Genomic DNA, 21,289 nt, shown 5'->3' on the forward strand with positions numbered 1-21,289 from the left:
TGAAATTGGCGAAACCCGGCGAGACCGGGCATAGCGGGAGAGCCTTTATGAACGAGTTGATGAAGATCTTCGGGCAGCCGCAGGGCACCCAGAGCTTCGATCAGATCCGGATCCAGATTGCCAGCCCGGAGCGCATCCGTTCCTGGTCCTTTGGTGAAATCAAGAAACCGGAGACCATCAACTACCGGACCTTTAAACCGGAACGCGACGGCCTGTTCTGTGCGCGCATTTTTGGTCCGGTAAAGGATTACGAATGCTTGTGCGGCAAGTACAAGCGTATGAAATATCGCGGCATTATCTGTGAGAAATGCGGCGTCGAAGTGACTCTGGCCAAAGTACGTCGTGAACGCATGGGCCATATCGAGCTAGCGGCACCTGTTGCCCATATCTGGTTCATGAAGTCGCTGCCGAGCCGTCTGGGTTTGCTGCTGGACATGACGCTCAAGGATCTTGAGCGCATTCTGTATTTCGAAAACTATGTGGTTATTGAGCCGGGTCTGACCCCGCTCAAGATGGGTGAGCTTCTTTCAGAAGATCAGTACATGACCGCACAGGAAGAGTATGGCGAAGATAGTTTCCGTGCCGGTATCGGTGCCGAAGCGATCCGCGACATGCTTGCAGCGATCGATCTTGATGACGAACGCGAAACCGCGAAAATCGATCTCAAGGAAACCAATTCCGAAGCCAAGCGCAAGAAGCTGGTCAAACGCCTGAAGCTGATCGAAGCTTTCCAGGAGTCCGGTGCGCGTCCGGAATGGATGATCCTTGAAGTCATTCCGGTCATTCCGCCAGAACTGCGTCCGCTGGTTCCGCTTGATGGTGGCCGTTTCGCAACGTCGGATTTGAACGACCTTTACCGTCGTGTCATCAACCGTAACAACCGTCTGAAGCGTCTGATCGAGCTTCGTGCGCCCGATATCATCGTGCGTAACGAAAAACGTATGCTTCAGGAATCGGTTGATGCGCTGTTTGACAATGGTCGTCGTGGTCGTCCGATCACCGGTGCCAACAAGCGTCCGCTTAAATCTATGTCGGACATGCTTAAAGGCAAGCAGGGTCGTTTCCGTCAGAACCTTCTGGGTAAACGCGTCGACTATTCCGGTCGTTCGGTTATTACCGTGGGTCCGAACCTGAAACTGCATCAGTGCGGTCTGCCGAAGAAAATGGCGCTCGAACTGTTCAAGCCGTTCGTCTATGCGAAGCTTGAGCTGTACGGGATGGCAACCACCATCAAGGCTGCAAAGCGCATGGTGGAAAAAGAGCGTGCCGAAGTTTGGGATATCCTTGAACAGGTTATTCGCGAACATCCGGTCATGCTCAACCGTGCACCGACCCTTCACCGTCTTGGTATCCAGGCTTTCGAGCCTACCCTGATTGAAGGTAAGGCGATCCAGCTGCATCCGCTCGTTTGTACGGCTTTCAACGCCGACTTCGACGGTGACCAGATGGCCGTTCACGTGCCGCTGTCGCTTGAAGCGCAGCTTGAAGCACGTACCCTGATGATGTCGACTAACAACATCCTTTCGCCGGCATCGGGTAAACCGATCATCGTGCCGTCGCAGGATATTGTCCTTGGTCTGTACTACATCTCGATGGAACGTGACGGTCAGCCGGGCGAGGGCATGTCCTTTGTCAATATCGCTGAAATCGAACAGGCACTTGATGCCGGTGTTGTGACCCTGCATTCGAAAATCAATGCACGTTACAAAACCGTCGATGAGAACAACGAGCCGATCACCATTCGTGTTCAGACCACGGTTGGCCGCATGTTGCTGTCCGAACTGCTGCCGCGTCATCCGCGTATTCCGTTCGCGACCATCAACAAGCTGCTGACCAAGAAAGACGTGTCGAACGTTATCGACGTCGTCTATCGTCACTGTGGCCAGAAAGAGACCGTTATCTTTGCTGACCGCATGATGGGCCTTGGCTTCAACTGGGCGTGCAAAGCCGGTATTTCGTTTGGCAAGGATGACATGATCATTCCGGAAGCCAAGGAAAACCTGGTTGGTGCGACCCATGACAAGGTCAAGGAATACGAACAGCAGTATCAGGATGGTCTGATCACCCGCGGTGAGAAATACAACAAGGTCGTAGACGCCTGGTCACAGTGCACCGATGACGTTTCCGAAGCGATGATGAAAGTCATCTCGGCAACGGCAGAAGGTGACAATGTGAACTCGGTTTACATGATGGCTCACTCGGGTGCTCGTGGTTCTGCCGCCCAGATGCGTCAGCTTGCTGCTATGCGCGGCCTGATGGCAAAGCCGGACGGCTCTATCATCGAGACCCCGATTATCTCGAACTTCAAAGAAGGCCTGACCGTGCAGGAGTACTTCAACTCCACCCACGGTGCCCGTAAAGGTCTGGCCGATACCGCATTGAAAACGGCGAACTCGGGTTATCTGACCCGTCGTCTCGTCGACGTCGCGCAGGACAGCATCATTACCCAGCATGATTGCGGTACCGAACGTGGCCTCGACATTGCTGCGGTTGTCGACTCCGGCGAAGTTATCGAGACGCTGTCTGATCGTATCCTCGGTCGTTTCACCGCTGACGAGATTGTCAATCCGTCAACCGGCGAAGTCATCGTTCCGAAGAACGAAATGGTTGTCGAAGATCACCTTGATCTGATCGAAAAAGCAGGCGTCGAAATGGCGCGTATCCGCTCGGTCCTGACCTGTGATGCCGAAACCGGCGTTTGCGGCCATTGCTATGGTCGTGACCTGGCACGTGGTACCACGGTGAACATTGGTGAAGCTGTCGGTGTTATCGCCGCGCAGTCGATCGGTGAGCCGGGCACGCAGCTTACGATGCGTACGTTCCACATTGGTGGTGCGGCACAGCGTGGTGCGGAAGTTTCGGGTGTCGAAGCCAACTTCGATGCGACCGTCAAACTGAAGAACCGTGCTGTCGTTACGAATTCGAGCGGTGTCATGATTGTCATGGCACGTAACCTCGAAATCCTGCTGATCGACAAGACCGGCCGTGAACGTGCGAAATACCGCGTCCCGTACGGTGCGAAACTGCTTGCTGATGACGGTGACCAGATCACGCGCGGCCAGAAACTGGCCGAATGGGATCCGTACACCCTGCCGATCATCACCGAGAAAGAAGGTTATGTGAACTATGTCGACCTTCTCGAGAACGTAACCATTCGCGAAGTCTATGACGAAGCGACGGGTATCGCCTCGAAAACGGTTATCGACTGGAAGAGCATGCCGAAGGCATCCGACCTTAAGCCGCGCGTTACGCTTCGTAACGAAAACGGCGAGGTCATCAACCTGGATAACGGCCTTGAAGCCCGTTACTTCCTGTCGGTTGATGCCATTCTCTCGGTTGAGAACGGTCAGAAAGTCAACGCCGGTGACGTGCTTGCACGTATTCCGCGCGAAGGGTCGAAAACCCGTGACATCACCGGTGGTCTGCCGCGTGTGGCTGAATTGTTCGAGGCACGCAAGCCGAAGGACCACGCCATCATCGCCGACATCGCTGGTCGTGTCGAGTTCGGTAAGGACTACAAGAACAAGCGCCGTGTCATCGTGCACCCGCTTGAAGATTCTGGTCTGACCGAACCGGTTGAATACATGATCCCGAAAGGCAAGCATCTTGCCGTTCAGGAAGGGGACTTCGTAGAGAAGGGCGACCAGCTGCTTGATGGCTCGCCGGTTCCGCACGATATCCTTCGCGTCATGGGCGTTCCGGCACTGGCCGATTACCTGGTCAACGAGATCCAGGAAGTCTACCGTTTGCAGGGCGTTAAGATTAACGACAAGCACATCGAAGTCATCGTTCGTCAGATGCTTCAGAAAGTGGAAGTGACCAAAACCGGTGACACCACGCTTCTGGTTGGCGAAATCATCGACCGTGTCGATTTCGATGCCGAAAACGAACGTGCCGTTAAAGAAGGCGGCGAACTGGCCGAAGCTGCACCGGTCCTTCAGGGGATCACCAAAGCATCGCTCCAGACGCATTCCTTCATCTCGGCCGCGTCGTTCCAGGAAACCACACGCGTTCTTACCGAAGCAGCCGTATCGGGCAAAACCGATACCCTGATCGGTCTGAAAGAAAACGTGATTGTGGGTCGTCTGATCCCGGCAGGTACCGGTGCGGTGATGAACCGCTTCCGCGCACTTGCCGCCGAACGCGACAAGAACGTACAGATCGAGGCAGAAGAGGAAATCGGCGACAATTTCGGCCCGCAGGCCGGTGCCGAGTCCCCGTCATTGCCAGCCGGCGAGTAATATCGCCGCGCAAGCTTGTTAAAGAATCAGAGGCGAACCGGGAATTTTCTATCGATGCACCGGTTCGCCTCGGCGTTTGAAGCGCCAACTCGAAGGCCCACAGGGTTTTGCTTGACGCGAAATGGGGCCGTCACTAGTATGCGCCCACCGAATCTCGGGGGGTGTAGCTGTGTCGGTGCCATTTTGTTTGGCAGCGGGCGGTTTTGCCCCCCGTCGCTTGAGTGCGACTCTAACGGCCGTCGAGGGCAGGGTGATCCTGCGTAATGGGCGGTCCGTATTTGCGTTTGCAGGTTTTGCAAAGGCATGCGGTCGTTCGTCGTGCGTCGATAGAGCAGCGCCCTTGTGGCGTCCGTTAAAGTACAAAGGGAAAGTTAATGCCCACTATCAACCAGTTGATCCGCAAATCGCGGACTCCGCGCACCCAGCGCGACATGGTTCCGGCACTGGAAGCCTGCCCGCAGAAACGCGGCGTATGCACCCGTGTCTACACCACGACCCCGAAGAAGCCGAACTCGGCACTTCGTAAGGTTGCTCGTGTCCGTTTGACCAACGGCTACGAAGTCACCAGCTATATTCCGGGTGAAGGTCACAACCTGCAGGAACACTCTGTCGTCATGATCCGTGGCGGCCGCGTAAAGGATTTGCCGGGTGTGCGTTACCACATCATTCGCGGTACCCTCGATACGCAGGGTGTCAAAGACCGTAAACAGCGTCGTTCGAAATACGGCGCGAAACGCCCGAAATAAGGAGCAGCTCAGATGTCACGTCGTCACGCTGCTGAAAAGCGCGAAGTTTTGCCTGACGCCAAATATGGCGATAAGGTTCTGACCAAATTCATGAACGGCCTTATGCTCGACGGTAAGAAATCCGCCGCAGAAAAGATCGTTTATGGTGCACTGGAAGTTATGGAAGGCAAGGGTGCCGATCCGGTTGCCCAGTTCCATGAAGCCATGGACAACGTCAAGCCGAACGTCGAAGTGCGTTCGCGCCGTGTTGGTGGTGCTACTTACCAGGTTCCGGTTGAAGTTCGTTCCGAGCGCCGTCAGGCACTGGCCATTCGCTGGCTGGTTGACGCTGCTCGCAAGCGTTCCGAAACGACCATGGTCGGTCGTCTCGCCGGTGAACTGATGGACGCAGCCAACAACCGTGGCTCGGCCGTCAAGAAGCGCGAAGACACCCATCGTATGGCCGAAGCCAACAAGGCTTTCGCTCATTACCGCTGGTAATTCAGACCTCAAGATCAAGAGTCGATTATGGTACAACGTACTCCGATCTCTCGGTATCGCAACATCGGCATCATGGCTCACATCGATGCTGGTAAAACGACGACCACCGAGCGAATTCTATTCTACACCGGCAAGTCCTACAAAATCGGCGAAGTCCACGACGGCGCCGCAACCATGGACTGGATGGAACAGGAACAGGAACGCGGCATCACGATTACGTCTGCTGCGACGACCTGCTTCTGGAAAGATAACCGCATCAACATCATCGATACCCCGGGCCACGTTGACTTCACGATTGAAGTTGAACGTTCGCTTCGTGTTCTCGATGGTGCATGCGCTGTTTTCGATGCCGTTTCCGGTGTTGAACCGCAGACCGAAACCGTATGGCGCCAGGCTGACAAGTACAACGTTCCGCGTATGTGCTTTGTCAACAAGATGGACCGTACCGGTGCGGACTTCTTCCGCTGCGTCAAGATGATCAAAGACCGTCTCGGTGCCAACGCGGCTGTCATGCAGCTGCCGATTGGTTCCGAAATGGAATTCGAAGGCGTTGTCGACCTTGTTGCCAACAAGGAAATCGTCTGGAAAGACGAAAGCCTTGGCGCCGAGTTCGAATATCGCGACATTCGCGATTCGCTCAAAGACCAGGCTGAAGAGTACCGTGAAGCTCTGATCGAACAGGCTGTTGAGTGTGACGAAGCTGCCATGGAAGCTTACCTCGAAGGCGAAATGCCGTCCGAGGAAGTTCTCAAGAAGTGCATCCGTAAAGGTACGCTGAAAGGCGAACTGGTTCCGGTCCTTTGCGGTACTGCGTTCAAGAACAAAGGCGTTCAGCCGCTTCTTGATGCCGTCATCGATTACATGCCGGCTCCGGACGATATCGAAGACGTGCGCGGCATCAAGCCGGGCACCGAAGACGAGCCGGACTCACGTCCGCTGAACGACGAAGCACCGTTCTCCGGTCTTGCATTCAAGATCATGAGCGACCCGTTCGTTGGCTCCCTGACCTTCGTTCGTATTTATTCCGGTATGCTTGAAGCCGGTTCTTACGTTCTGAACTCTGTCAAAGAGAAAAAAGAACGTATCGGCCGTATGCTGCTTATGCATTCAAACAACCGCGAAGAAATCAAATACGCTTGCTCGGGCGACATCGTTGCTCTGGTTGGTCTGAAGGATACCACCACCGGTGATACCCTTTGTGACACGGCCAAGCCGATCATCCTTGAGCGTATGGAATTCCCGGATCCGGTTATCGAGATCGCTGTAGAGCCGAAATCGAAAGCCGACCAGGAGAAAATGGGTCTCGCCCTTGCACGTCTTGCACAGGAAGATCCGTCGTTCCGCGTCAAAACCGACCACGAATCCGGCCAGACCATCATTTCCGGTATGGGCGAGCTTCACCTCGACATCATCGTCGATCGCATGAAGCGTGAATTCAAAGTCGAAGCAAACGTCGGCGCGCCGCAGGTTGCTTATCGTGAGACGATTTCCCAGGAAGTCGACATCGATTACACCCACAAGAAACAGTCGGGTGGTTCGGGTCAGTTCGCACGTATCAAGTTGACCTTCACCCCGGGTGAACCGGGCAGCGGGTTCTCCTTCAAGGACACCGTCGTTGGCGGTAACGTTCCGAAGGAATACATTCCGGGCGTTCAGAAAGGTCTTGAAACCTCGCTTAACAGCGGTGTGATCGCCGGGTTCCCGGTCACCGACTTCTCGGTCACCCTGACCGACGGTGCATACCACGACGTTGACTCGAGCGTGATGGCCTTCGAAATCGCAGCTCGTGCCGCATTCCGTGAAGGTCTTGCGAAAGCTCGTCCGAAGCTTCTCGAGCCGATCATGAGTGTCGAAGTTGTGACGCCGGAAGAATACATGGGCGACATCATTGGTGACCTTAACAGTCGCCGTGGTCAGGTCCGTGACATGGATTCCCGTGGTATTGCACGCGTTGTTAGCGCGTTTGTCCCGCTGGCGAACATGTTCGGTTACGTCAATACGCTGCGTTCCATGTCCCAGGGCCGTGCCCAGTTCGTGATGCAGTTCGATCATTACGCCGACGTCCCGCAGGCAGTTGCGGACGAAGTCAAGGCCAAGTCGGCCGGCTAAGGCGAAGCCAGAATAAACGGAGTTAGAAATGGCTAAAGAAAAATTTGCCCGTACAAAACCGCACGTGAACGTTGGCACCATCGGCCACGTTGACCACGGTAAAACCACGCTGACCGCAGCGATCACCAAAGTTCTCGCAGAGAGCGGCGGCGCATCGTTCCAGGACTACAGCATGATCGACAAAGCGCCGGAAGAGAAAGCTCGTGGTATCACGATCTCGACCGCGCACGTCGAATACGAAACGGCGAACCGCCACTATGCGCACGTCGACTGCCCGGGCCACGCTGACTATGTCAAGAACATGATCACCGGTGCGGCACAGATGGACGGCGGCATTCTGGTTGTTTCGGCAGCAGACGGCCCGATGCCGCAGACCCGCGAGCACATCCTGCTTGCACGTCAGGTTGGCGTTCCGGCCCTCGTCGTGTTCATGAACAAGGTTGACCAGGTCGATGACGAGGAACTCCTCGAACTCGTCGAAATGGAAATCCGTGAACTTCTGTCGTCTTACGACTTCCCGGGCGACGATATTCCGATCGTTAAAGGTTCGGCTCTTGCTGCCCTTGAAGGTCGTGATGACGCGATTGGCAAAGAAGCGATCCTGAAGCTGATGGAAGCTGTTGACAGCTACATCCCGGCACCGGAACGTCCGAAAGACCGTCCGTTCCTGATGCCGATCGAGGACGTGTTCTCGATCTCGGGTCGTGGTACCGTTGTGACCGGTCGTGTTGAAACCGGTATCGTCAAGGTTGGTGAAGAAGTCGAAATCGTCGGTATCAAAGACACCGTCAAAACGATTGTCACCGGCGTTGAGATGTTCCGCAAGCTGCTCGATCAGGGTGAAGCTGGCGACAACATTGGCGCGCTGCTGCGCGGCACCAAACGTGAAGACGTCGAACGTGGCCAGGTTCTGGCGCATGTCGGCTCGATCAAGCCGCACACCAAGTTCACCGCAGAAGCCTACATCCTGACCAAGGATGAAGGTGGCCGTCACACGCCGTTCTTCTCGAACTACCGTCCGCAGTTCTACTTCCGTACCACTGACGTCACCGGCTCGATCGAGCTGCCGGCAGGCACGGAAATGGTTATGCCGGGCGACAACGTCCAGATGACCGCGACCCTCATTGCACCGATCGCAATGGACGAAGGTCTGCGTTTCGCAATCCGTGAAGGCGGTCGTACCGTCGGCGCGGGCGTTGTTGCCAAGATCATCGAGTAATTTTCTCTTGATCTTTGTGAAGCGGGCGGCTATGTAAGCCGCCCGCAACACTTTTGCGGCAATCGTCAACTCCAGTTGAGGGGCCGGTGTCCTTTTGAGGGCTCCGGTACATAATTACATGGATAGTCAGAACATTCGCATTCGCCTGAAGGCGTTTGACCATCGCGTGCTGGATCAGTCCACGCGCGAGATCGTCAATACGGCGAAGCGCACTGGCGCAGAGGTCCGCGGCCCGATTCCGCTGCCGACCCGCATTGAGAAATACACTGTTCTGCGGTCTCCGCACATCGATAAGAAATCGCGTGAGCAGTTCGAAATCCGTACGCATAAGCGTCTTCTCGACATTGTCGACCCGACTCCCCAGACCGTTGATGCTCTGATGAAGCTCGACCTGGCTGCAGGCGTCGACGTCGAGATCAAACTTTAATCGGGAGTAAGCCGCAATGCGTAGTGGACTTATTACCCAGAAGGTTGGCATGACTCGCGTCTTCACGGACGAAGGCGTGCACCTTCCTGTCACCGTTCTGAAAGTCGATAACCTTCAGGTCGTTGCTAATCGTACCAGCGACACCGACGGTTACGTTGCTGTTCAGCTTGGCTATGGCAAAGCAAAAGTGAAAAACGTATCGAAGCCGATGCGCGGTCACTTTGCAAAAGCCAAGGTTGAGCCGAAAGCCAAACTTGCTGAATTCCGCGTTAGCGAAGATGCGCTGATCGAAGTCGGTGCCGAACTTTCGGCAACCCACTTTGTTGAAGGCCAGTACGTTGACGTCATCGGCACCTCCATCGGTAAAGGTTTTGCCGGTGCGATGAAGCGCCATAACTTCGGTGGTCTGCGTGCGTCGCACGGTGTGTCTGTATCGCACCGTTCGCATGGTTCCACTGGTCAGTGCCAGGATCCGGGCCGCGTCTTCAAAGGTAAGAAGATGGCTGGTCATATGGGTGCGGCGCGCGTAACCGTTCAGTCCCTGAAAATCGTCTCTACCGACGAAGCAAAGGGTCTTGTTCTGGTTCACGGTGCTGTCCCGGGTCATGCCGGCGCTTATGTCCTTGTCAAGGATGCCGTGAAACGTGCTGCACCGGAAGGTCTGCCGTTCCCGGCCGCGCTAAAGGGTGCTGCCCCGGCTGCTGAAGAAGCTGCCGCCGAGGATAAGGAATAAGCATCATGAAGCTCGACATTCTTAAACTTGACGCGTCCAAGGCCGGTAACATCGATCTCGCAGAAGAGATCTTTGGTCTGGACGTTCGTCGTGACATCCTGCACCGCATGGTGAACTGGCAGTTGGCAAAACGCCGCGCCGGTACCCACAAGGTAAAGGAAAAAAGCGAGATCTCTGCGACCACGAAAAAGTTCGTACGTCAGAAGGGCAGTGGCGGTGCACGTCACGGTTCCCGTAAAGCCGTACAGTTCCGTGGTGGTGGTGTAGCGCATGGTCCGCGTGTTCGCGATCATTCGCACGATCTGACCAAGAAATTCCGTAAGCTCGCGCTGAAAACCGCTCTGTCGGCCAAAGCAAAGGACGGTAAGCTTATCGTTCTGGACTCCGCGGAATTCTCGGACGCCAAAACCAAGAATCTGGTCGCTGCTTTCGCTAAGCTCGGCTGGAAATCTGCACTGATCATTGACGGTGCGCAGATCAATGAGGGCTTTGCACGCGCTGCGCGCAACATCCCGCAGGTTGATGTGCTGCCAGAGATTGGTGCTAACGTCTATGACATCCTGCGCCGTGACACCCTGGTGCTGACCAAGGGTGCGGTCGAAGCGTTGGAGGCACGTCTCAAATGACGATCATCAGCAAAGAGCGGATGTACGAAGTCATCCGCGCCCCGCATATCACTGAAAAGTCGACGCTGATTTCTGAACACAACGCCGTTGCGTTCAAAGTTGCGATCGACGCCACCAAGCCGGAGATCAAGGCTGCTGTGGAAGGTCTGTTCGGGGTGAAGGTCAAGGCGGTCAATACCTCTGTGGTAAAAGGCAAGACCAAGCGTTTTCGCGGTACTGTCGGTCGCCGGAGCGATTTCAAGAAAGCGATGGTTACCCTCGAAGAGGGTCAGTCCATCGACGTGACGACGGGAATCTAAGACATGGCTTTGAAGAAGTTTAAACCAACCTCTCCTGGTCGCCGTCAGCTGGTTCTTGTCGATCGTTCCGATCTCCACAAGGGCAAGCCGATCAAAGCGTTGACCGAAGGTCTTCGCAAGAAAGGTGGCCGTAACAACTCTGGTCGTATCACCGCCCGCCGTATTGGTGGTGGTCACAAGCGTCGTTACCGCATTATCGACTTCAAACGTACCAAGTTTGATGTCGTTGGTACGGTCGAACGTCTGGAATATGATCCGAACCGCACGGCGTTTATCGCCCTGGTTCGTTATTCCGATGACGAGTTGGCCTACATCCTCGCACCGCAGCGTCTTGCTGTCGGCGACAACATTGTTGCAGCCGAACGCGTAGACATTAAGCCGGGTAATGCCGCACCGCTGAAGAATATTCCGGTCGGTACCATCGTCCATAACGTCGAACTGAAAGCCGGTAAAGGTGGTCAGATCGCACGTTCGGCAGGCACCTATGTGCAGCTTGTCGGCAAGGACCAGGGTTACGCCCAGCTTAAGCTGTCCTCCGGTGAGGTACGTTTGGTTCGTGGTGAATGCATGGCTACCATCGGTGCCGTGTCCAACCAGGACCAGCAGAACACAAACCTTGGTAAAGCAGGCCGCAATCGCTGGCTTGGCAAGCGTCCTTCGGTTCGTGGTGTTGCCATGAACCCGATCGATCACCCGCATGGTGGTGGTGAAGGTCGCACTTCGGGTGGTCGTCACCCGGTTACGCCGTGGGGCAAGCCTACCAAGGGCAAACGTACCCGCTCGAACAAAAAGACTGACGCGCTCATCATGCGCCGTCGTCATAAGAGCTAACGGAGGAGGCTAGACTATGGCGCGTTCCGTTTGGAAGGGTCCGTTTGTAGACGGATACCTTCTTAAGAAAGCCGAAACAGTCCGTGCTTCAGGCCGGAATGAGGTAATTAAGACCTGGTCGCGGCGCTCGACGATTTTGCCGCAATTCGTAGGCCTCACCTTTGGGGTTTACAATGGCCAGAAGTTTCTGCCGGTACTTGTGAACGAAGATATGATCGGTCATAAGTTCGGTGAGTTTTCGCCGACCCGTACCTACTATGGTCACGCGGCCGACAAGAAGGCGAAGAGGAAGTAACGATGGGTAAAAAAGCTGACATCCGTCGGCTGGCGGACAACGAGGCTGCGGCTTCGCTCCGGGCAGTACGCATTTCCCCGCGTAAGCTCAACCTCGTCGCCGAGTCGATCCGTGGTATGAAGGCAGAGGCTGCTTTGGCAGAGCTCACCTTCTCCAACAAACGCATTTCGCAGGACGTCAAAAAGCTGCTGGAATCGGCAATTGCTAATGCCGAGAACAACCACCAGCTCGATGTTGACCGTCTCTTTATCAAAGAGGCGACTGTTGGTAAGGCATTCGTGATGAAACGTTGGCGGGCCCGCGCACGCGGTCGCGTCGGCAAGATCATCAAGCCGTTCTCCAACATGCGCATCGTCGTCTGCGAACGTGAGGAGGCCGAGTAATGGGTCAGAAAGTAAATCCGATCGGTTTACGCGTTGGCATCAACCGCACGTGGGATTCCCGCTGGTACGCCAACAAGGCCGATTTCGCTGGCCTTCTTCATGAAGACCTGGCGATCCGTAAATACATCTTCGACCGTCTGAAACAGGCGGGTGTTTCGAAGGTGATTATCGAACGTCCGGCGAAAAAAGCCCGCATCTCGATCCACTCTGCCCGTCCGGGTGTTGTGATCGGGAAAAAAGGCCAGGACATCGAGAAGCTCAAGAACGATCTGCAGAAACTGACCAAGTCGGAAGTGCAGGTTAACATCATCGAAATCCGTAAACCGGAAATCGATGCCAAGCTGGTCGCTGACAACATCGCCCAGCAGCTTGAGCGCCGTGTTTCGTTCCGTCGCGCCATGAAGCGCTCGGTTCAGAACGCAATCCGTCTCGGTGCTGGTGGCATTCGTATTAATGCCGCTGGTCGTCTTGGTGGTGCTGAAATCGCTCGTACCGAATGGTACCGTGAAGGTCGCGTTCCGCTGCACACCCTGCGTGCGGACGTTGATTATGGCACTTCGGAAGCTCACACCACCTATGGTGTCTGCGGTCTGAAGGTCTGGATCTTCAAGGGCGAAATCATGGCTCACGATCCGTTGGCTTCCGAGCGTAAAGCGCTCGAGTCGGCTGGTTCAGGTCGTAAGTAAGGAGATAGAGAGATGCTTTCTCCAAAACGTACAAAGTTCCGTAAAGCACACAAGGGTCGCCTTAAAGGTGAGGCCAAAGGTGGTACGGAACTTAATTTCGGCGCTTATGGCTTGAAAGCCTTGGAGCCGGAGCGTATAACGGCGCGTCAGATCGAAGCGGCCCGCCGCGCGATCACCCGCCACATGCGCCGTCAAGGCCGTGTGTGGATCCGCGTTTTCCCGGATCTCCCGGTATCGCAAAAGCCTGCTGAAGTCCGTCAGGGTAAAGGCAAAGGCTCGGTCGAATATTGGGCGGCACGTGTAAAACCGGGTCGGATTATGTTTGAACTTGACGGTGTTCCGCTGGATCTTGCACGTCGGGCTTTCGAGCTCGCAGCGGCAAAATTGCCGATCAAGACCAAGTTTGTCACGCGTCTTGGTGAAGGGGAGTAATTAGTGATGAAAATTGCTGATCTCCGCGCGAAAAGCGCTGATGAACTAAAACAGATGCTGCTCGACCTGCGTAAGGAATCGTTCAATATGCGTTTCCAGCAGGCTTCCGGTCAGTTCGAGAACACTGCGCAGGTCCGTAAGGTCCGCCGTGATATCGCCCGCATCAAAACCCTTCTCGGAAACGAGAAGGGTGCTACTGCGGCCTAACTGGACACGCATAGGAGTTAAGACACATGCCGAGGCGTGTATTGCAGGGGACAGTCGTTTCGACAAAAAACGACAAGACTGTGGTGGTCCGTGTGGAACGCCAGGTCATGCACCCGCTGTATAAAAAGTATGTGCGCAAGTCGAAGAAATTCCACGCGCATGATGAAGAGAACCGCTTCAAGACGGGTGACGTCGTTCGTATTCGCGAATGCCGGCCGATCTCGAAATTGAAGTCTTGGGAAGTAGTGGTCGAGGAGTGAGTCCTCAGCCCAACCATAGTCAAGGGGTAAACCCATGATCCAGATGCAGTCCAATCTGGACGTTGCCGATAATAGCGGCGCTCGCCGTGTTCAGTGCATCAAGGTGCTGGGCGGCTCGAAGCGCAAAACCGCTAATGTCGGTGATGTTATCGTGGTTTCCGTCAAGGAAGCCATTCCGCGCGGTCGTGTTAAGAAGGGTGCAGTACACAAAGCTGTTATCGTTCGGACCGCAAAGGAAATTCGTCGTTCCGATGGTTCGGCGATCCGCTTTGACCGTAATGCTGCCGTTCTTATTAATGCGAACGGTGAGCCTATCGGTACGCGTATTTTCGGCCCGGTGACCCGTGAACTCCGTTCGCGTGGTTACATGAAGATCATTTCGCTTGCCCCGGAGGTGCTGTAATGGCTGCCAAGATTAAAAAGGGTGATCGCGTCATTGTTCTTACGGGTAAAGACAAAGGGAAAACCGGCGAAGTTATCGCCGCTTTCCCGACCGAGAACAAAGTTCTGGTTTCGGGCATCAACCTGGTGAAACGTCACCAGCGTCCGACCGGTGCTGATGCTGGCGGCATCGTCGAGAAGGAAGCGAAAATCAACGTTTCCAACGTGGCGATTGTCGACCCGAAAGAAAACAAGCCGACCCGCGTCGGTTTCAAGACCCTCGATGATGGTCGCAAGGTTCGCGTAGCGAAGCTCAGCGGCGAAGTCATCGACAACTGAGGGACGGAAAAATGACGCGCCTGCGCGAACATTACAAAGAAGTGGTGCGTGACGCACTCCAGAAGGAGTTCTCCTACGAGAACTCCATGGAGGTTCCGCGCCTCGAGAAGATCGTGATCAATATGGGTGTCGGCGACGCCACCCAGGATCGCAAAAAGCTGGAAGGTGCGGCTGCGGATCTCGCTGCCATCACCGGTCAGAAGCCTATCTTCACCAAGGCGAAAAAGTCGGTAGCGGCTTTCAAGCTTCGTGAAGGCATGAACATCGGTTGTAAAGTGACCCTGCGTCGCGACCGTATGTACGAGTTCCTGGACCGTCTGGTTTCGGTCGCGCTTCCGCGCGTTCGTGACTTCCGCGGCCTGAACAAAAAATCCTTCGATGGTCGTGGCAACTTTGCCATGGGCCTCAAGGAACAGTTCGTCTTTCCTGAAGTCGAGTACGACAAAGTCGACTCGGTCCGCGGGATGGACATCATCATTTGCACCACGGCAAAGTCCGACGCCGAAGCTCTCGCCCTTCTCAAGGGCTTTGATCTTCCGTTCGGAAACTAACTGGAGGTTGGCCCATGGCCAAGAAAAGCGCCGTTCAGCGCGAACTTAAACGTGAGCGCCTGGCTAAGCAGCATGCTGCCAAGCGTGCCGCCCTTAAAGCGGTCATTAACAATCGCGAGACCTCTCCTGAAGAGCGTATCGCGTGCGTGATCAAACTCGCCCAGCTGCCGCGTAACTCGGCCCGTATCCGTCAGCGTATCCGCTGCCAGGTTTCCGGTCGTCCGCGCGGTGTCTATCGCAAATTCCGCCTGTCCCGTATCGCGCTTCGTGAACTTGCTTCGCGTGGTCAGATCCCGGGCATGGTGAAGTCGAGCTGGTAAGGAGGACATCACATGTCGATGACTGATCCCGTAGGCGATATGCTCACGCGTATCCGCAACGGTCAGCGCGTTGGTAAATCCAACGTTGCTTCGCCGGCTTCAAAACTGCGTACCGGTGTGCTGGATGTTCTCCAGCGCGAAGGTTACATCCGCGGTTACAGCATTAATGAAATTCGCAAGGGCGTCAGCGAAATCAACATCGAACTCAAATATTTTGAGGGCGAAGGCGTGATTAAGCAGATCGACCGCGTCTCGACCCCGGGTCGTCGTGTGTATTCGAAGATCAAAGATCTTCCGAAAGTATACAACGGCTTGGGCATCGCAGTCCTATCCACTCCGAAAGGGGTTCTGTCGGATCAGGAGGCTCGCGAGCAGAATGTCGGCGGCGAAATCCTCTGCAAGGTATTCTAAGGAGGGCCAACGATGTCGCGAGTAGGAAAAAACCCGGTGGTCGTGCCTAGCGGCGTTACCATCACCCTGACCGAAGAACAGATCAGTGCAAAAGGCAAGCTCGGTGAGCTTCGTCTGCCGCTGACCTCGGACGTAACTGTTTCACAGGATGACAACCAGATCACCGTGAAACCGGCCAACGATACCAAGCGCGCCCGTGCCCTTTGGGGTACCACACGCGCCAATATCGCAAACCTCGTAACCGGGGTTTCGGACGGCTTCACCAAGAAACTGGAAATCACCGGTGTTGGTTACCGTGCGCAGGTCCAGGGCAATAAACTGGTTCTGCAGCTTGGCTTCTCTCATGACGTGGAAATGGAGATCCCCGCGGGTCTTAACGTCGTCGCAGAAAAGCCGACCCTTATCGCCATCTCTGGCGCAGATAAACAGCTCGTTGGTCAGTTCGCTGCAAATGCACGCGGCTGGCGCGGTCCGGAGCCTTACAAAGGCAAAGGTGTCCGTTACGAAGGCGAGTATATCTTGCGCAAAGAAGGCAAGAAGAAGTAAGGACTGGCACGATGAAAAACGCGAGAAACCTCTTCGAGCGCCGCAAACGCCGCGTTCGTTTTGCGATCCGCCAGAAAGCGGCCGGTCGCCCGCGCCTCAGCGTGCACCGTTCCAACGCGCATATCTATGCACAGATTATCGACGATCTGGCAGGCAAGACTCTTGTCTGCGCTTCGTCGGCCGAGAAAGATCTCGGTGGCAAAGGCAGCAATGCCGAAGCAGCTGTGCTGGTCGGTAAAGCTATTGCCGAACGTGCCGTTGCCGCTGGTGTGAAAACGGTCGTATTTGATCGTGGCGGGTATTTGTTCCATGGCCGGGTGAAAGCTCTGGCCGATGCCGCCCGTGAGGGCGGTCTGGACTTCTAAGGAGCACGACCATGGCACGTAATCAGAATACACAACAGCAGCAGCAGGCGCCGAAAGCCCGTGAAGAAAACGAACTCGTCGACAAGCTGGTTGGTATCAACCGCGTCGCGAAAGTCGTTAAGGGCGGCCGTCGCTTTGCTTTCTCCGCAATGGTTGTCGTCGGTGACCAGCGCGGTCGCGTCGGATACGGCACGGGCAAAGCCCGTGAAGTTCCGGAAGCGATCCGCAAGGCTACCGAAGCAGCCAAGCGCAACATGATCCGCGTTCCGTTGCGTGAAGGCCGTACCCTTCACCACGATGTGCAGGGCCACTTTGGTGCAGGTCGGGTTATTCTCCGTTCTGCTCCGGCTGGTACCGGTATCATTGCTGGCGGTGCGATGCGCGCAGTTTTCGAAACCATGGGTGTTCAGGACGTCGTGTCCAAATGCACCGGTTCGAACAACCCGCACAACGTTATCCGTGCAACTCTTGACGCTCTGGTCAACGGCGCTTCACCGCGTCAGGTCGCTGCAAAACGCGGCCTGAAGGTTGGCGAGATCGTTGCCCGTCGCGATAGCGGTTCGGCTGCGGCCGCCGTTCTCGAAAAGGAGTAATTCGATATGGCTGCTAAGAAAAAAGCGACCGTTCGCGTTACCCAGACGGGTTCGCCGATCGGACGTCCGGCTGATCAGCGCCAGACCCTTGTGGGTCTTGGCCTGAACAAACTGCACCGGACTCGTGAGCTGGAAGATACTCCGGCTGTTCGCGGTATGATCGCCAAGGTCAAGCACCTCGTCCGCGTGGACGAGGCCTGATTGGCCCCCAGATCGAAAAGGTGTTGATTAATGAAACTCAACGAACTTGCCGATAACCCGGGTGCCCGCAAGGCGCGCACCCGCGTCGGTCGCGGTATCGGTTCGGGCAAAGGCAAAACTTCTGGCGCAGGTCAGAAGGGCCAGACGTCCCGTTCCGGTGTAGCGATCAATGGCTTCGAAGGCGGGCAGATGCCAATCTACCGTCGTCTTCCGAAGCGCGGCTTTAAAAATCCGTTCCGGAAACTGTTCGGTGTCGTGAACCTTGGTACCCTTCAGACCGCCGTTGATAACGGCGTTCTTGAAGAAGGTGCGAATGTCACCATCGAAGTTCTGGTCGAAAAAGGCCTGGCCCGTCCGCAGAAAGACGGTCTGCGTCTGCTCGCTAAAGGCGAACTGAAAGCGAAACTGAACATCGAAATCACCGGTGCTTCCAAGTCGGCTATCGAAGCCGTCGAGAAAGCTGGTGGCTCGGTCAAGGTTCTTGCTCCGGTTGCCGCAGCAGAAACCGCAGAATAAGCCTCTATGACTACGTGAGGGTCCGGTTCCCAAGATTACGGGACCGGACCCTCCAGTTTTAGCCTATTGGGAGATAAGTGCATGGCATCGGCCGCCGAGCAGCTTGCCGCGAACCTGAACTGGTCGTCTTTTTCTAAGGCAACCGAGCTTAAAAAGCGCATCTGGTTCACGTTGGGCGCGCTTATAGTTTACCGTCTGGGAACATATATCCCGATTCCCGGCGTTGACCCGTCCATTCTTGCTGATATTTTCCAGCAGAATGCTGGTGGCGTCCTGGGCATGTTCGACATGTTTGCTGGTGGTGCGCTAGGGCGTATGACCATCTTCGCGCTGAACATCATGCCTTACATCTCCGCCTCGATCATCATTCAGCTGATGACCACTGTTTCGCCAAGCCTTGAGGCTATGAAAAAAGAGGGCGAACAGGGGCGTAAAAAGATTAATCAATATACCCGTTATCTGACCGTTGTGATCGCCACGATCCAGGCTTGGGGCATTGCCGTTGGTCTTGAAAGCATGAGCGGTTCATCCGGCTCTGCGGTTCATGATCCGGGCATGTTCTTCCGCTTTACTGCGGTTGTGACCCTGGTTGGCGGCACCATGTTCCTGATGTGGCTGGGCGAACAGATCACCCAGCGCGGTATCGGTAACGGCATTTCGCTTATCATCTTTACCGGTATTGTTGCGGGCCTTCCGGCCGCGATTGCGGGCACGCTTGAGCTTGGCCGTACCGGTGCGATTTCCGCCCTGGTGATCGTTGCGATCATCGTGCTGGCGATTGCCGTCATTGCCTTCATCGTGTTCATGGAACGTGCCCAGCGCCGTGTTCTGATCCAGTACCCGAAACGCCAGGTCGGCATGAAGGTCATGGAAGGTCAGAGCTCGCACCTGCCGCTCAAGATCAATACGGCCGGCGTTATTCCGCCGATCTTTGCAAGCTCGCTTCTGCTGATGCCGCTGTCGGTTGCACAGTTCACTGCCGGTGCGGATGCGCCTGCGTGGCTTAGCACGGTGACAGCACTGCTTGGCCGTGGCCAGCCGCTTTATATCGGTCTGTATATCGCGCTGATCGTCTTCTTTGCCTTCTTCTATACGGCGGTTGTTTTCAACCCGGAAGATACGGCAGACAACCTGAAAAAGCATGGCGGCTTCATTCCGGGCATCCGCCCGGGCAAGAATACCGCCAACTATCTGGATTTCATCCTGACCCGCCTGACGGTCATCGGTGCAGCGTATCTGGCATTTGTCTGTATCCTGCCAGAGCTTCTGATCGCCGAATGGTCGGTGCCGTTCTACTTTGGTGGGACTAGCTTGCTGATCGTTGTCACGGTAACCATGGATACCGTAGCACAGATCCAGTCGCATATGCTGGCACACCAGTATGAAGGCCTGATCAAGAAATCCAAATTGCGTGGACGCCGCCGCTAAGGCGGCGCCACCAAGACCATCAGGGGGACGGACAACAATGAACATTATCCTTCTTGGCCCTCCGGGTGCTGGCAAAGGGACCCAGGCAAAGCGTCTTGAAACGGGACGCGGCATGATTCAGCTTTCGACCGGTGACATGCTGCGTGCAGCGGTCGCAGCCGGTACCGAGCTGGGGCAGAAGGCAAAGGAAGTCATGGATGCGGGCAAGCTCGTCTCCGACGATCTGATGATCGGTCTGATTTCCGAACGACTTGATCAGGATGATACCAAGAACGGTTTCATCCTGGACGGTTTTCCGCGCACCACAGCCCAGGCACATGCCCTGGATGTGATGCTGGAAACCAAGGGACTGGCACTTGATTATGTGATCGAGTTGCGGGTTGATGATGCCGCCCTTGTGGCACGTATCGTTGGTCGCTACACCTGCGCGAAATGCGGGCAGGGATACCATGACACGTTCCAGAAACCCAAGCAGGACGGTGTTTGCGACGTATGTGGCAGCACCGAATTCAAACGCCGTGCGGATGACAATGCCGAGACGGTCACCTCGCGACTGGAAGCTTATCACAAGCAGACAGCACCGATCATTCCCTACTATGAGAATGCCGGTAAGCTGAAAACAGTTGACGGGATGGCCGAAATCGACGAAGTTACGCGCGAGATAGAAGCCATCCTGGGGTAATTTCCCGGGCAGGGCATTTTTTTGCTGGCGGGTTGGCAGTATTGCTGGCCCGCTTTTGCAGCGCCCCGTCCTACCGGATCTGCCGCAGGGTTTGTTAACAGGAAACAGGAGTCTCACACAGTGGCTCGTATTGCTGGCGTAAACATCCCGACCGCTAAGCGCGTCGTGATTGCGCTTACCTACATCACCGGCATTGGCCCGGCGAAAGCTAAAGAAATTTGCGCAAAGGTTGGCATCGAAGCAGCAACCCGCGTTCATCAGCTCTCTGATGACCAGGTTCTCAAGGTGCGTGAAGTCATCGACGCTGATTACACCGTCGAAGGCGACCTTCGTCGTGAAACCGCAATGAACATTAAACGTCTGATGGATCTGGGTTGCTATCGCGGCCTGCGTCATCGTCGCGGTCTCCCGGTACGCGGTCAGCGTACCCACACCAACGCCCGCACCCGCAAGGGCCCGGCTAAGCCGATCGCTGGCAAGAAGAAGTAAGGTAGGGGACAGACAATGGCAAAAGCTCCTCAGACTCGCGTGCGTCGCCGCGAGCGGAAGAACATTACGAACGGTATCGCGCACGTAAACGCGACCTTCAACAACACCATGATCACCATCACCGACGTTCAGGGGAATACCATTTCCTGGTCGACCGCTGGTGGTATGGGTTTCCGCGGTTCGCGTAAATCGACCCCGTATGCTGCACAGGTTGCTGCCGAAGACGCAGGTAAAAAAGCTGCTGAACACGGCATGAAAACCCTTGAAGTTCAGGTTAAAGGCCCGGGTTCGGGACGTGAATCTGCTCTTCGTGCGCTTCAGGCGGTTGGTTTCACCATTACGTCGATCAAAGACGTAACGCCGATCCCGCATAACGGTTGCCGTCCGCGTAAACGTCGTCGCGTCTAATCGCGCCGATCTGCGGACGACCCCGCGTTTGGGCCCGGGCGACCGGGCCTCTTCGCGTTTCTCGCGGGGGCCAATTTTGTGCCCC

30 protein-coding genes are annotated in these 21,289 nt (G+C 55.6%); all 30 read left to right on the forward strand.

Going from position 1 to position 21,289, the window contains the following annotated elements; all coding sequences use genetic code 11:
- Positions 1 to 47: 47 nt before the first annotated feature.
- The 30 genes from rpoC (at position 48) to rpsK (ending at position 21,204) form a co-directional block, all read left to right on the forward strand.
- A complete protein-coding gene (rpoC, locus tag ABIE64_RS02035) occupies positions 48 to 4,241 on the forward strand; it encodes a DNA-directed RNA polymerase subunit beta' (RefSeq protein ID WP_354376503.1) in 4,194 nt (1,397 codons plus the stop codon).
- Positions 4,242 to 4,615: 374 nt separating this feature from the next.
- Entirely contained in the window at positions 4,616 to 4,987 is a 372-nt protein-coding gene (gene rpsL, locus ABIE64_RS02040; protein ID WP_007092427.1) for a 30S ribosomal protein S12, read from the forward strand.
- 12 nt (positions 4,988 to 4,999) lie between these two features.
- On the forward strand, positions 5,000 to 5,467 hold the full coding sequence (rpsG, locus tag ABIE64_RS02045; RefSeq protein ID WP_007092426.1) for a 30S ribosomal protein S7: 468 nt from the start codon (positions 5,000 to 5,002) through the stop codon (positions 5,465 to 5,467).
- Between the two features lie 27 nt (positions 5,468 to 5,494).
- On the forward strand, positions 5,495 to 7,576 hold the full coding sequence (fusA, locus tag ABIE64_RS02050; RefSeq protein WP_037991697.1) for an elongation factor G: 2,082 nt from the start codon (positions 5,495 to 5,497) through the stop codon (positions 7,574 to 7,576).
- Between the two features lie 28 nt (positions 7,577 to 7,604).
- The gene (gene tuf, locus ABIE64_RS02055) at positions 7,605 to 8,795 is read left to right on the forward strand and encodes an elongation factor Tu (protein ID WP_040059651.1); all 1,191 of its coding nucleotides are present in this window, start codon (positions 7,605 to 7,607) and stop codon (positions 8,793 to 8,795) included.
- A 118-nt stretch (positions 8,796 to 8,913) separates the two neighbouring features.
- A complete protein-coding gene (gene rpsJ, locus ABIE64_RS02060) occupies positions 8,914 to 9,222 on the forward strand; it encodes a 30S ribosomal protein S10 (RefSeq protein ID WP_007091508.1) in 309 nt (102 codons plus the stop codon).
- 16 nt (positions 9,223 to 9,238) lie between these two features.
- The gene (gene rplC / locus ABIE64_RS02065; protein ID WP_007091507.1) at positions 9,239 to 9,955 is read left to right on the forward strand and encodes a 50S ribosomal protein L3; all 717 of its coding nucleotides are present in this window, start codon (positions 9,239 to 9,241) and stop codon (positions 9,953 to 9,955) included.
- A 5-nt stretch (positions 9,956 to 9,960) separates the two neighbouring features.
- Complete coding sequence (rplD, locus tag ABIE64_RS02070) at positions 9,961 to 10,581, forward strand: 50S ribosomal protein L4 (protein ID WP_007091506.1); 621 nt, start codon at positions 9,961 to 9,963, stop codon at positions 10,579 to 10,581.
- Complete coding sequence (locus ABIE64_RS02075; RefSeq protein ID WP_007091505.1) at positions 10,578 to 10,880, forward strand: 50S ribosomal protein L23; 303 nt, start codon at positions 10,578 to 10,580, stop codon at positions 10,878 to 10,880. The genes rplD and ABIE64_RS02075 overlap by 4 nt, the downstream gene beginning before the upstream one ends.
- A 3-nt stretch (positions 10,881 to 10,883) precedes the next feature.
- Entirely contained in the window at positions 10,884 to 11,711 is an 828-nt protein-coding gene (gene rplB / locus ABIE64_RS02080) for a 50S ribosomal protein L2 (RefSeq protein WP_007091504.1), read from the forward strand.
- Positions 11,712 to 11,727: 16 nt separating this feature from the next.
- Positions 11,728 to 12,006 carry a 30S ribosomal protein S19 gene (gene rpsS / locus ABIE64_RS02085; protein ID WP_007091503.1) on the forward strand — a complete coding sequence of 93 codons (279 nt, stop codon included), beginning with the start codon at positions 11,728 to 11,730 and terminating at the stop codon, positions 12,004 to 12,006.
- A gap of 2 nt (positions 12,007 to 12,008) precedes the next feature.
- Entirely contained in the window at positions 12,009 to 12,389 is a 381-nt protein-coding gene (gene rplV / locus ABIE64_RS02090; protein ID WP_007091502.1) for a 50S ribosomal protein L22, read from the forward strand.
- On the forward strand, positions 12,389 to 13,075 hold the full coding sequence (gene rpsC, locus ABIE64_RS02095) for a 30S ribosomal protein S3 (RefSeq protein WP_007091501.1): 687 nt from the start codon (positions 12,389 to 12,391) through the stop codon (positions 13,073 to 13,075). Before rplV ends, rpsC begins: the two co-directional genes overlap by 1 nt.
- A 12-nt stretch (positions 13,076 to 13,087) precedes the next feature.
- Positions 13,088 to 13,507, forward strand: a complete 420-nt coding sequence (rplP, locus tag ABIE64_RS02100) for a 50S ribosomal protein L16 (protein ID WP_007091500.1) — start codon at positions 13,088 to 13,090, stop codon at positions 13,505 to 13,507.
- 6 nt (positions 13,508 to 13,513) lie between these two features.
- Complete coding sequence (gene rpmC / locus ABIE64_RS02105; RefSeq protein WP_007091499.1) at positions 13,514 to 13,714, forward strand: 50S ribosomal protein L29; 201 nt, start codon at positions 13,514 to 13,516, stop codon at positions 13,712 to 13,714.
- A 26-nt stretch (positions 13,715 to 13,740) separates the two neighbouring features.
- Complete coding sequence (gene rpsQ, locus ABIE64_RS02110) at positions 13,741 to 13,974, forward strand: 30S ribosomal protein S17 (protein WP_007091498.1); 234 nt, start codon at positions 13,741 to 13,743, stop codon at positions 13,972 to 13,974.
- A gap of 34 nt (positions 13,975 to 14,008) precedes the next feature.
- Positions 14,009 to 14,377 (forward strand): 50S ribosomal protein L14, encoded by a 369-nt coding sequence (rplN, locus tag ABIE64_RS02115; RefSeq protein WP_007091497.1) that lies wholly within the window; start codon positions 14,009 to 14,011, stop codon positions 14,375 to 14,377.
- Entirely contained in the window at positions 14,377 to 14,694 is a 318-nt protein-coding gene (gene rplX / locus ABIE64_RS02120) for a 50S ribosomal protein L24 (RefSeq protein ID WP_007091496.1), read from the forward strand. The genes rplN and rplX overlap by 1 nt, the downstream gene beginning before the upstream one ends.
- Before the next feature lie 11 nt (positions 14,695 to 14,705).
- Positions 14,706 to 15,245 carry a 50S ribosomal protein L5 gene (rplE, locus tag ABIE64_RS02125; RefSeq protein WP_007091495.1) on the forward strand — a complete coding sequence of 180 codons (540 nt, stop codon included), beginning with the start codon at positions 14,706 to 14,708 and terminating at the stop codon, positions 15,243 to 15,245.
- Between the two features lie 14 nt (positions 15,246 to 15,259).
- The gene (gene rpsN / locus ABIE64_RS02130; RefSeq protein WP_007091494.1) at positions 15,260 to 15,565 is read left to right on the forward strand and encodes a 30S ribosomal protein S14; all 306 of its coding nucleotides are present in this window, start codon (positions 15,260 to 15,262) and stop codon (positions 15,563 to 15,565) included.
- Positions 15,566 to 15,577: 12 nt separating this feature from the next.
- Positions 15,578 to 15,976, forward strand: a complete 399-nt coding sequence (gene rpsH, locus ABIE64_RS02135; protein WP_007091493.1) for a 30S ribosomal protein S8 — start codon at positions 15,578 to 15,580, stop codon at positions 15,974 to 15,976.
- 12 nt (positions 15,977 to 15,988) lie between these two features.
- A complete protein-coding gene (rplF, locus tag ABIE64_RS02140) occupies positions 15,989 to 16,522 on the forward strand; it encodes a 50S ribosomal protein L6 (RefSeq protein WP_007091492.1) in 534 nt (177 codons plus the stop codon).
- An 11-nt stretch (positions 16,523 to 16,533) separates the two neighbouring features.
- On the forward strand, positions 16,534 to 16,887 hold the full coding sequence (rplR, locus tag ABIE64_RS02145; protein WP_007091491.1) for a 50S ribosomal protein L18: 354 nt from the start codon (positions 16,534 to 16,536) through the stop codon (positions 16,885 to 16,887).
- An 11-nt stretch (positions 16,888 to 16,898) separates the two neighbouring features.
- Complete coding sequence (rpsE, locus tag ABIE64_RS02150) at positions 16,899 to 17,480, forward strand: 30S ribosomal protein S5 (protein ID WP_007091490.1); 582 nt, start codon at positions 16,899 to 16,901, stop codon at positions 17,478 to 17,480.
- Positions 17,481 to 17,486: 6 nt separating this feature from the next.
- Entirely contained in the window at positions 17,487 to 17,681 is a 195-nt protein-coding gene (gene rpmD, locus ABIE64_RS02155; RefSeq protein ID WP_007091489.1) for a 50S ribosomal protein L30, read from the forward strand.
- A 30-nt stretch (positions 17,682 to 17,711) separates the two neighbouring features.
- Positions 17,712 to 18,197 carry a 50S ribosomal protein L15 gene (rplO, locus tag ABIE64_RS02160; RefSeq protein WP_071240404.1) on the forward strand — a complete coding sequence of 162 codons (486 nt, stop codon included), beginning with the start codon at positions 17,712 to 17,714 and terminating at the stop codon, positions 18,195 to 18,197.
- 81 nt (positions 18,198 to 18,278) lie between these two features.
- Complete coding sequence (gene secY / locus ABIE64_RS02165; RefSeq protein ID WP_354376504.1) at positions 18,279 to 19,625, forward strand: preprotein translocase subunit SecY; 1,347 nt, start codon at positions 18,279 to 18,281, stop codon at positions 19,623 to 19,625.
- A 37-nt stretch (positions 19,626 to 19,662) separates the two neighbouring features.
- A complete protein-coding gene (locus ABIE64_RS02170) occupies positions 19,663 to 20,307 on the forward strand; it encodes an adenylate kinase (protein WP_007091486.1) in 645 nt (214 codons plus the stop codon).
- A gap of 120 nt (positions 20,308 to 20,427) precedes the next feature.
- The gene (rpsM, locus tag ABIE64_RS02175) at positions 20,428 to 20,796 is read left to right on the forward strand and encodes a 30S ribosomal protein S13 (RefSeq protein ID WP_007091485.1); all 369 of its coding nucleotides are present in this window, start codon (positions 20,428 to 20,430) and stop codon (positions 20,794 to 20,796) included.
- 15 nt (positions 20,797 to 20,811) lie between these two features.
- Entirely contained in the window at positions 20,812 to 21,204 is a 393-nt protein-coding gene (gene rpsK, locus ABIE64_RS02180; RefSeq protein WP_007091484.1) for a 30S ribosomal protein S11, read from the forward strand.
- The last annotated feature ends 85 nt before the right edge of the window (positions 21,205 to 21,289 follow it).

Source organism: Thalassospira sp. MBR-102, from assembly GCF_040549275.1.
Taxonomy (GTDB): domain Bacteria; phylum Pseudomonadota; class Alphaproteobacteria; order Rhodospirillales; family Thalassospiraceae; genus Thalassospira; species Thalassospira xiamenensis.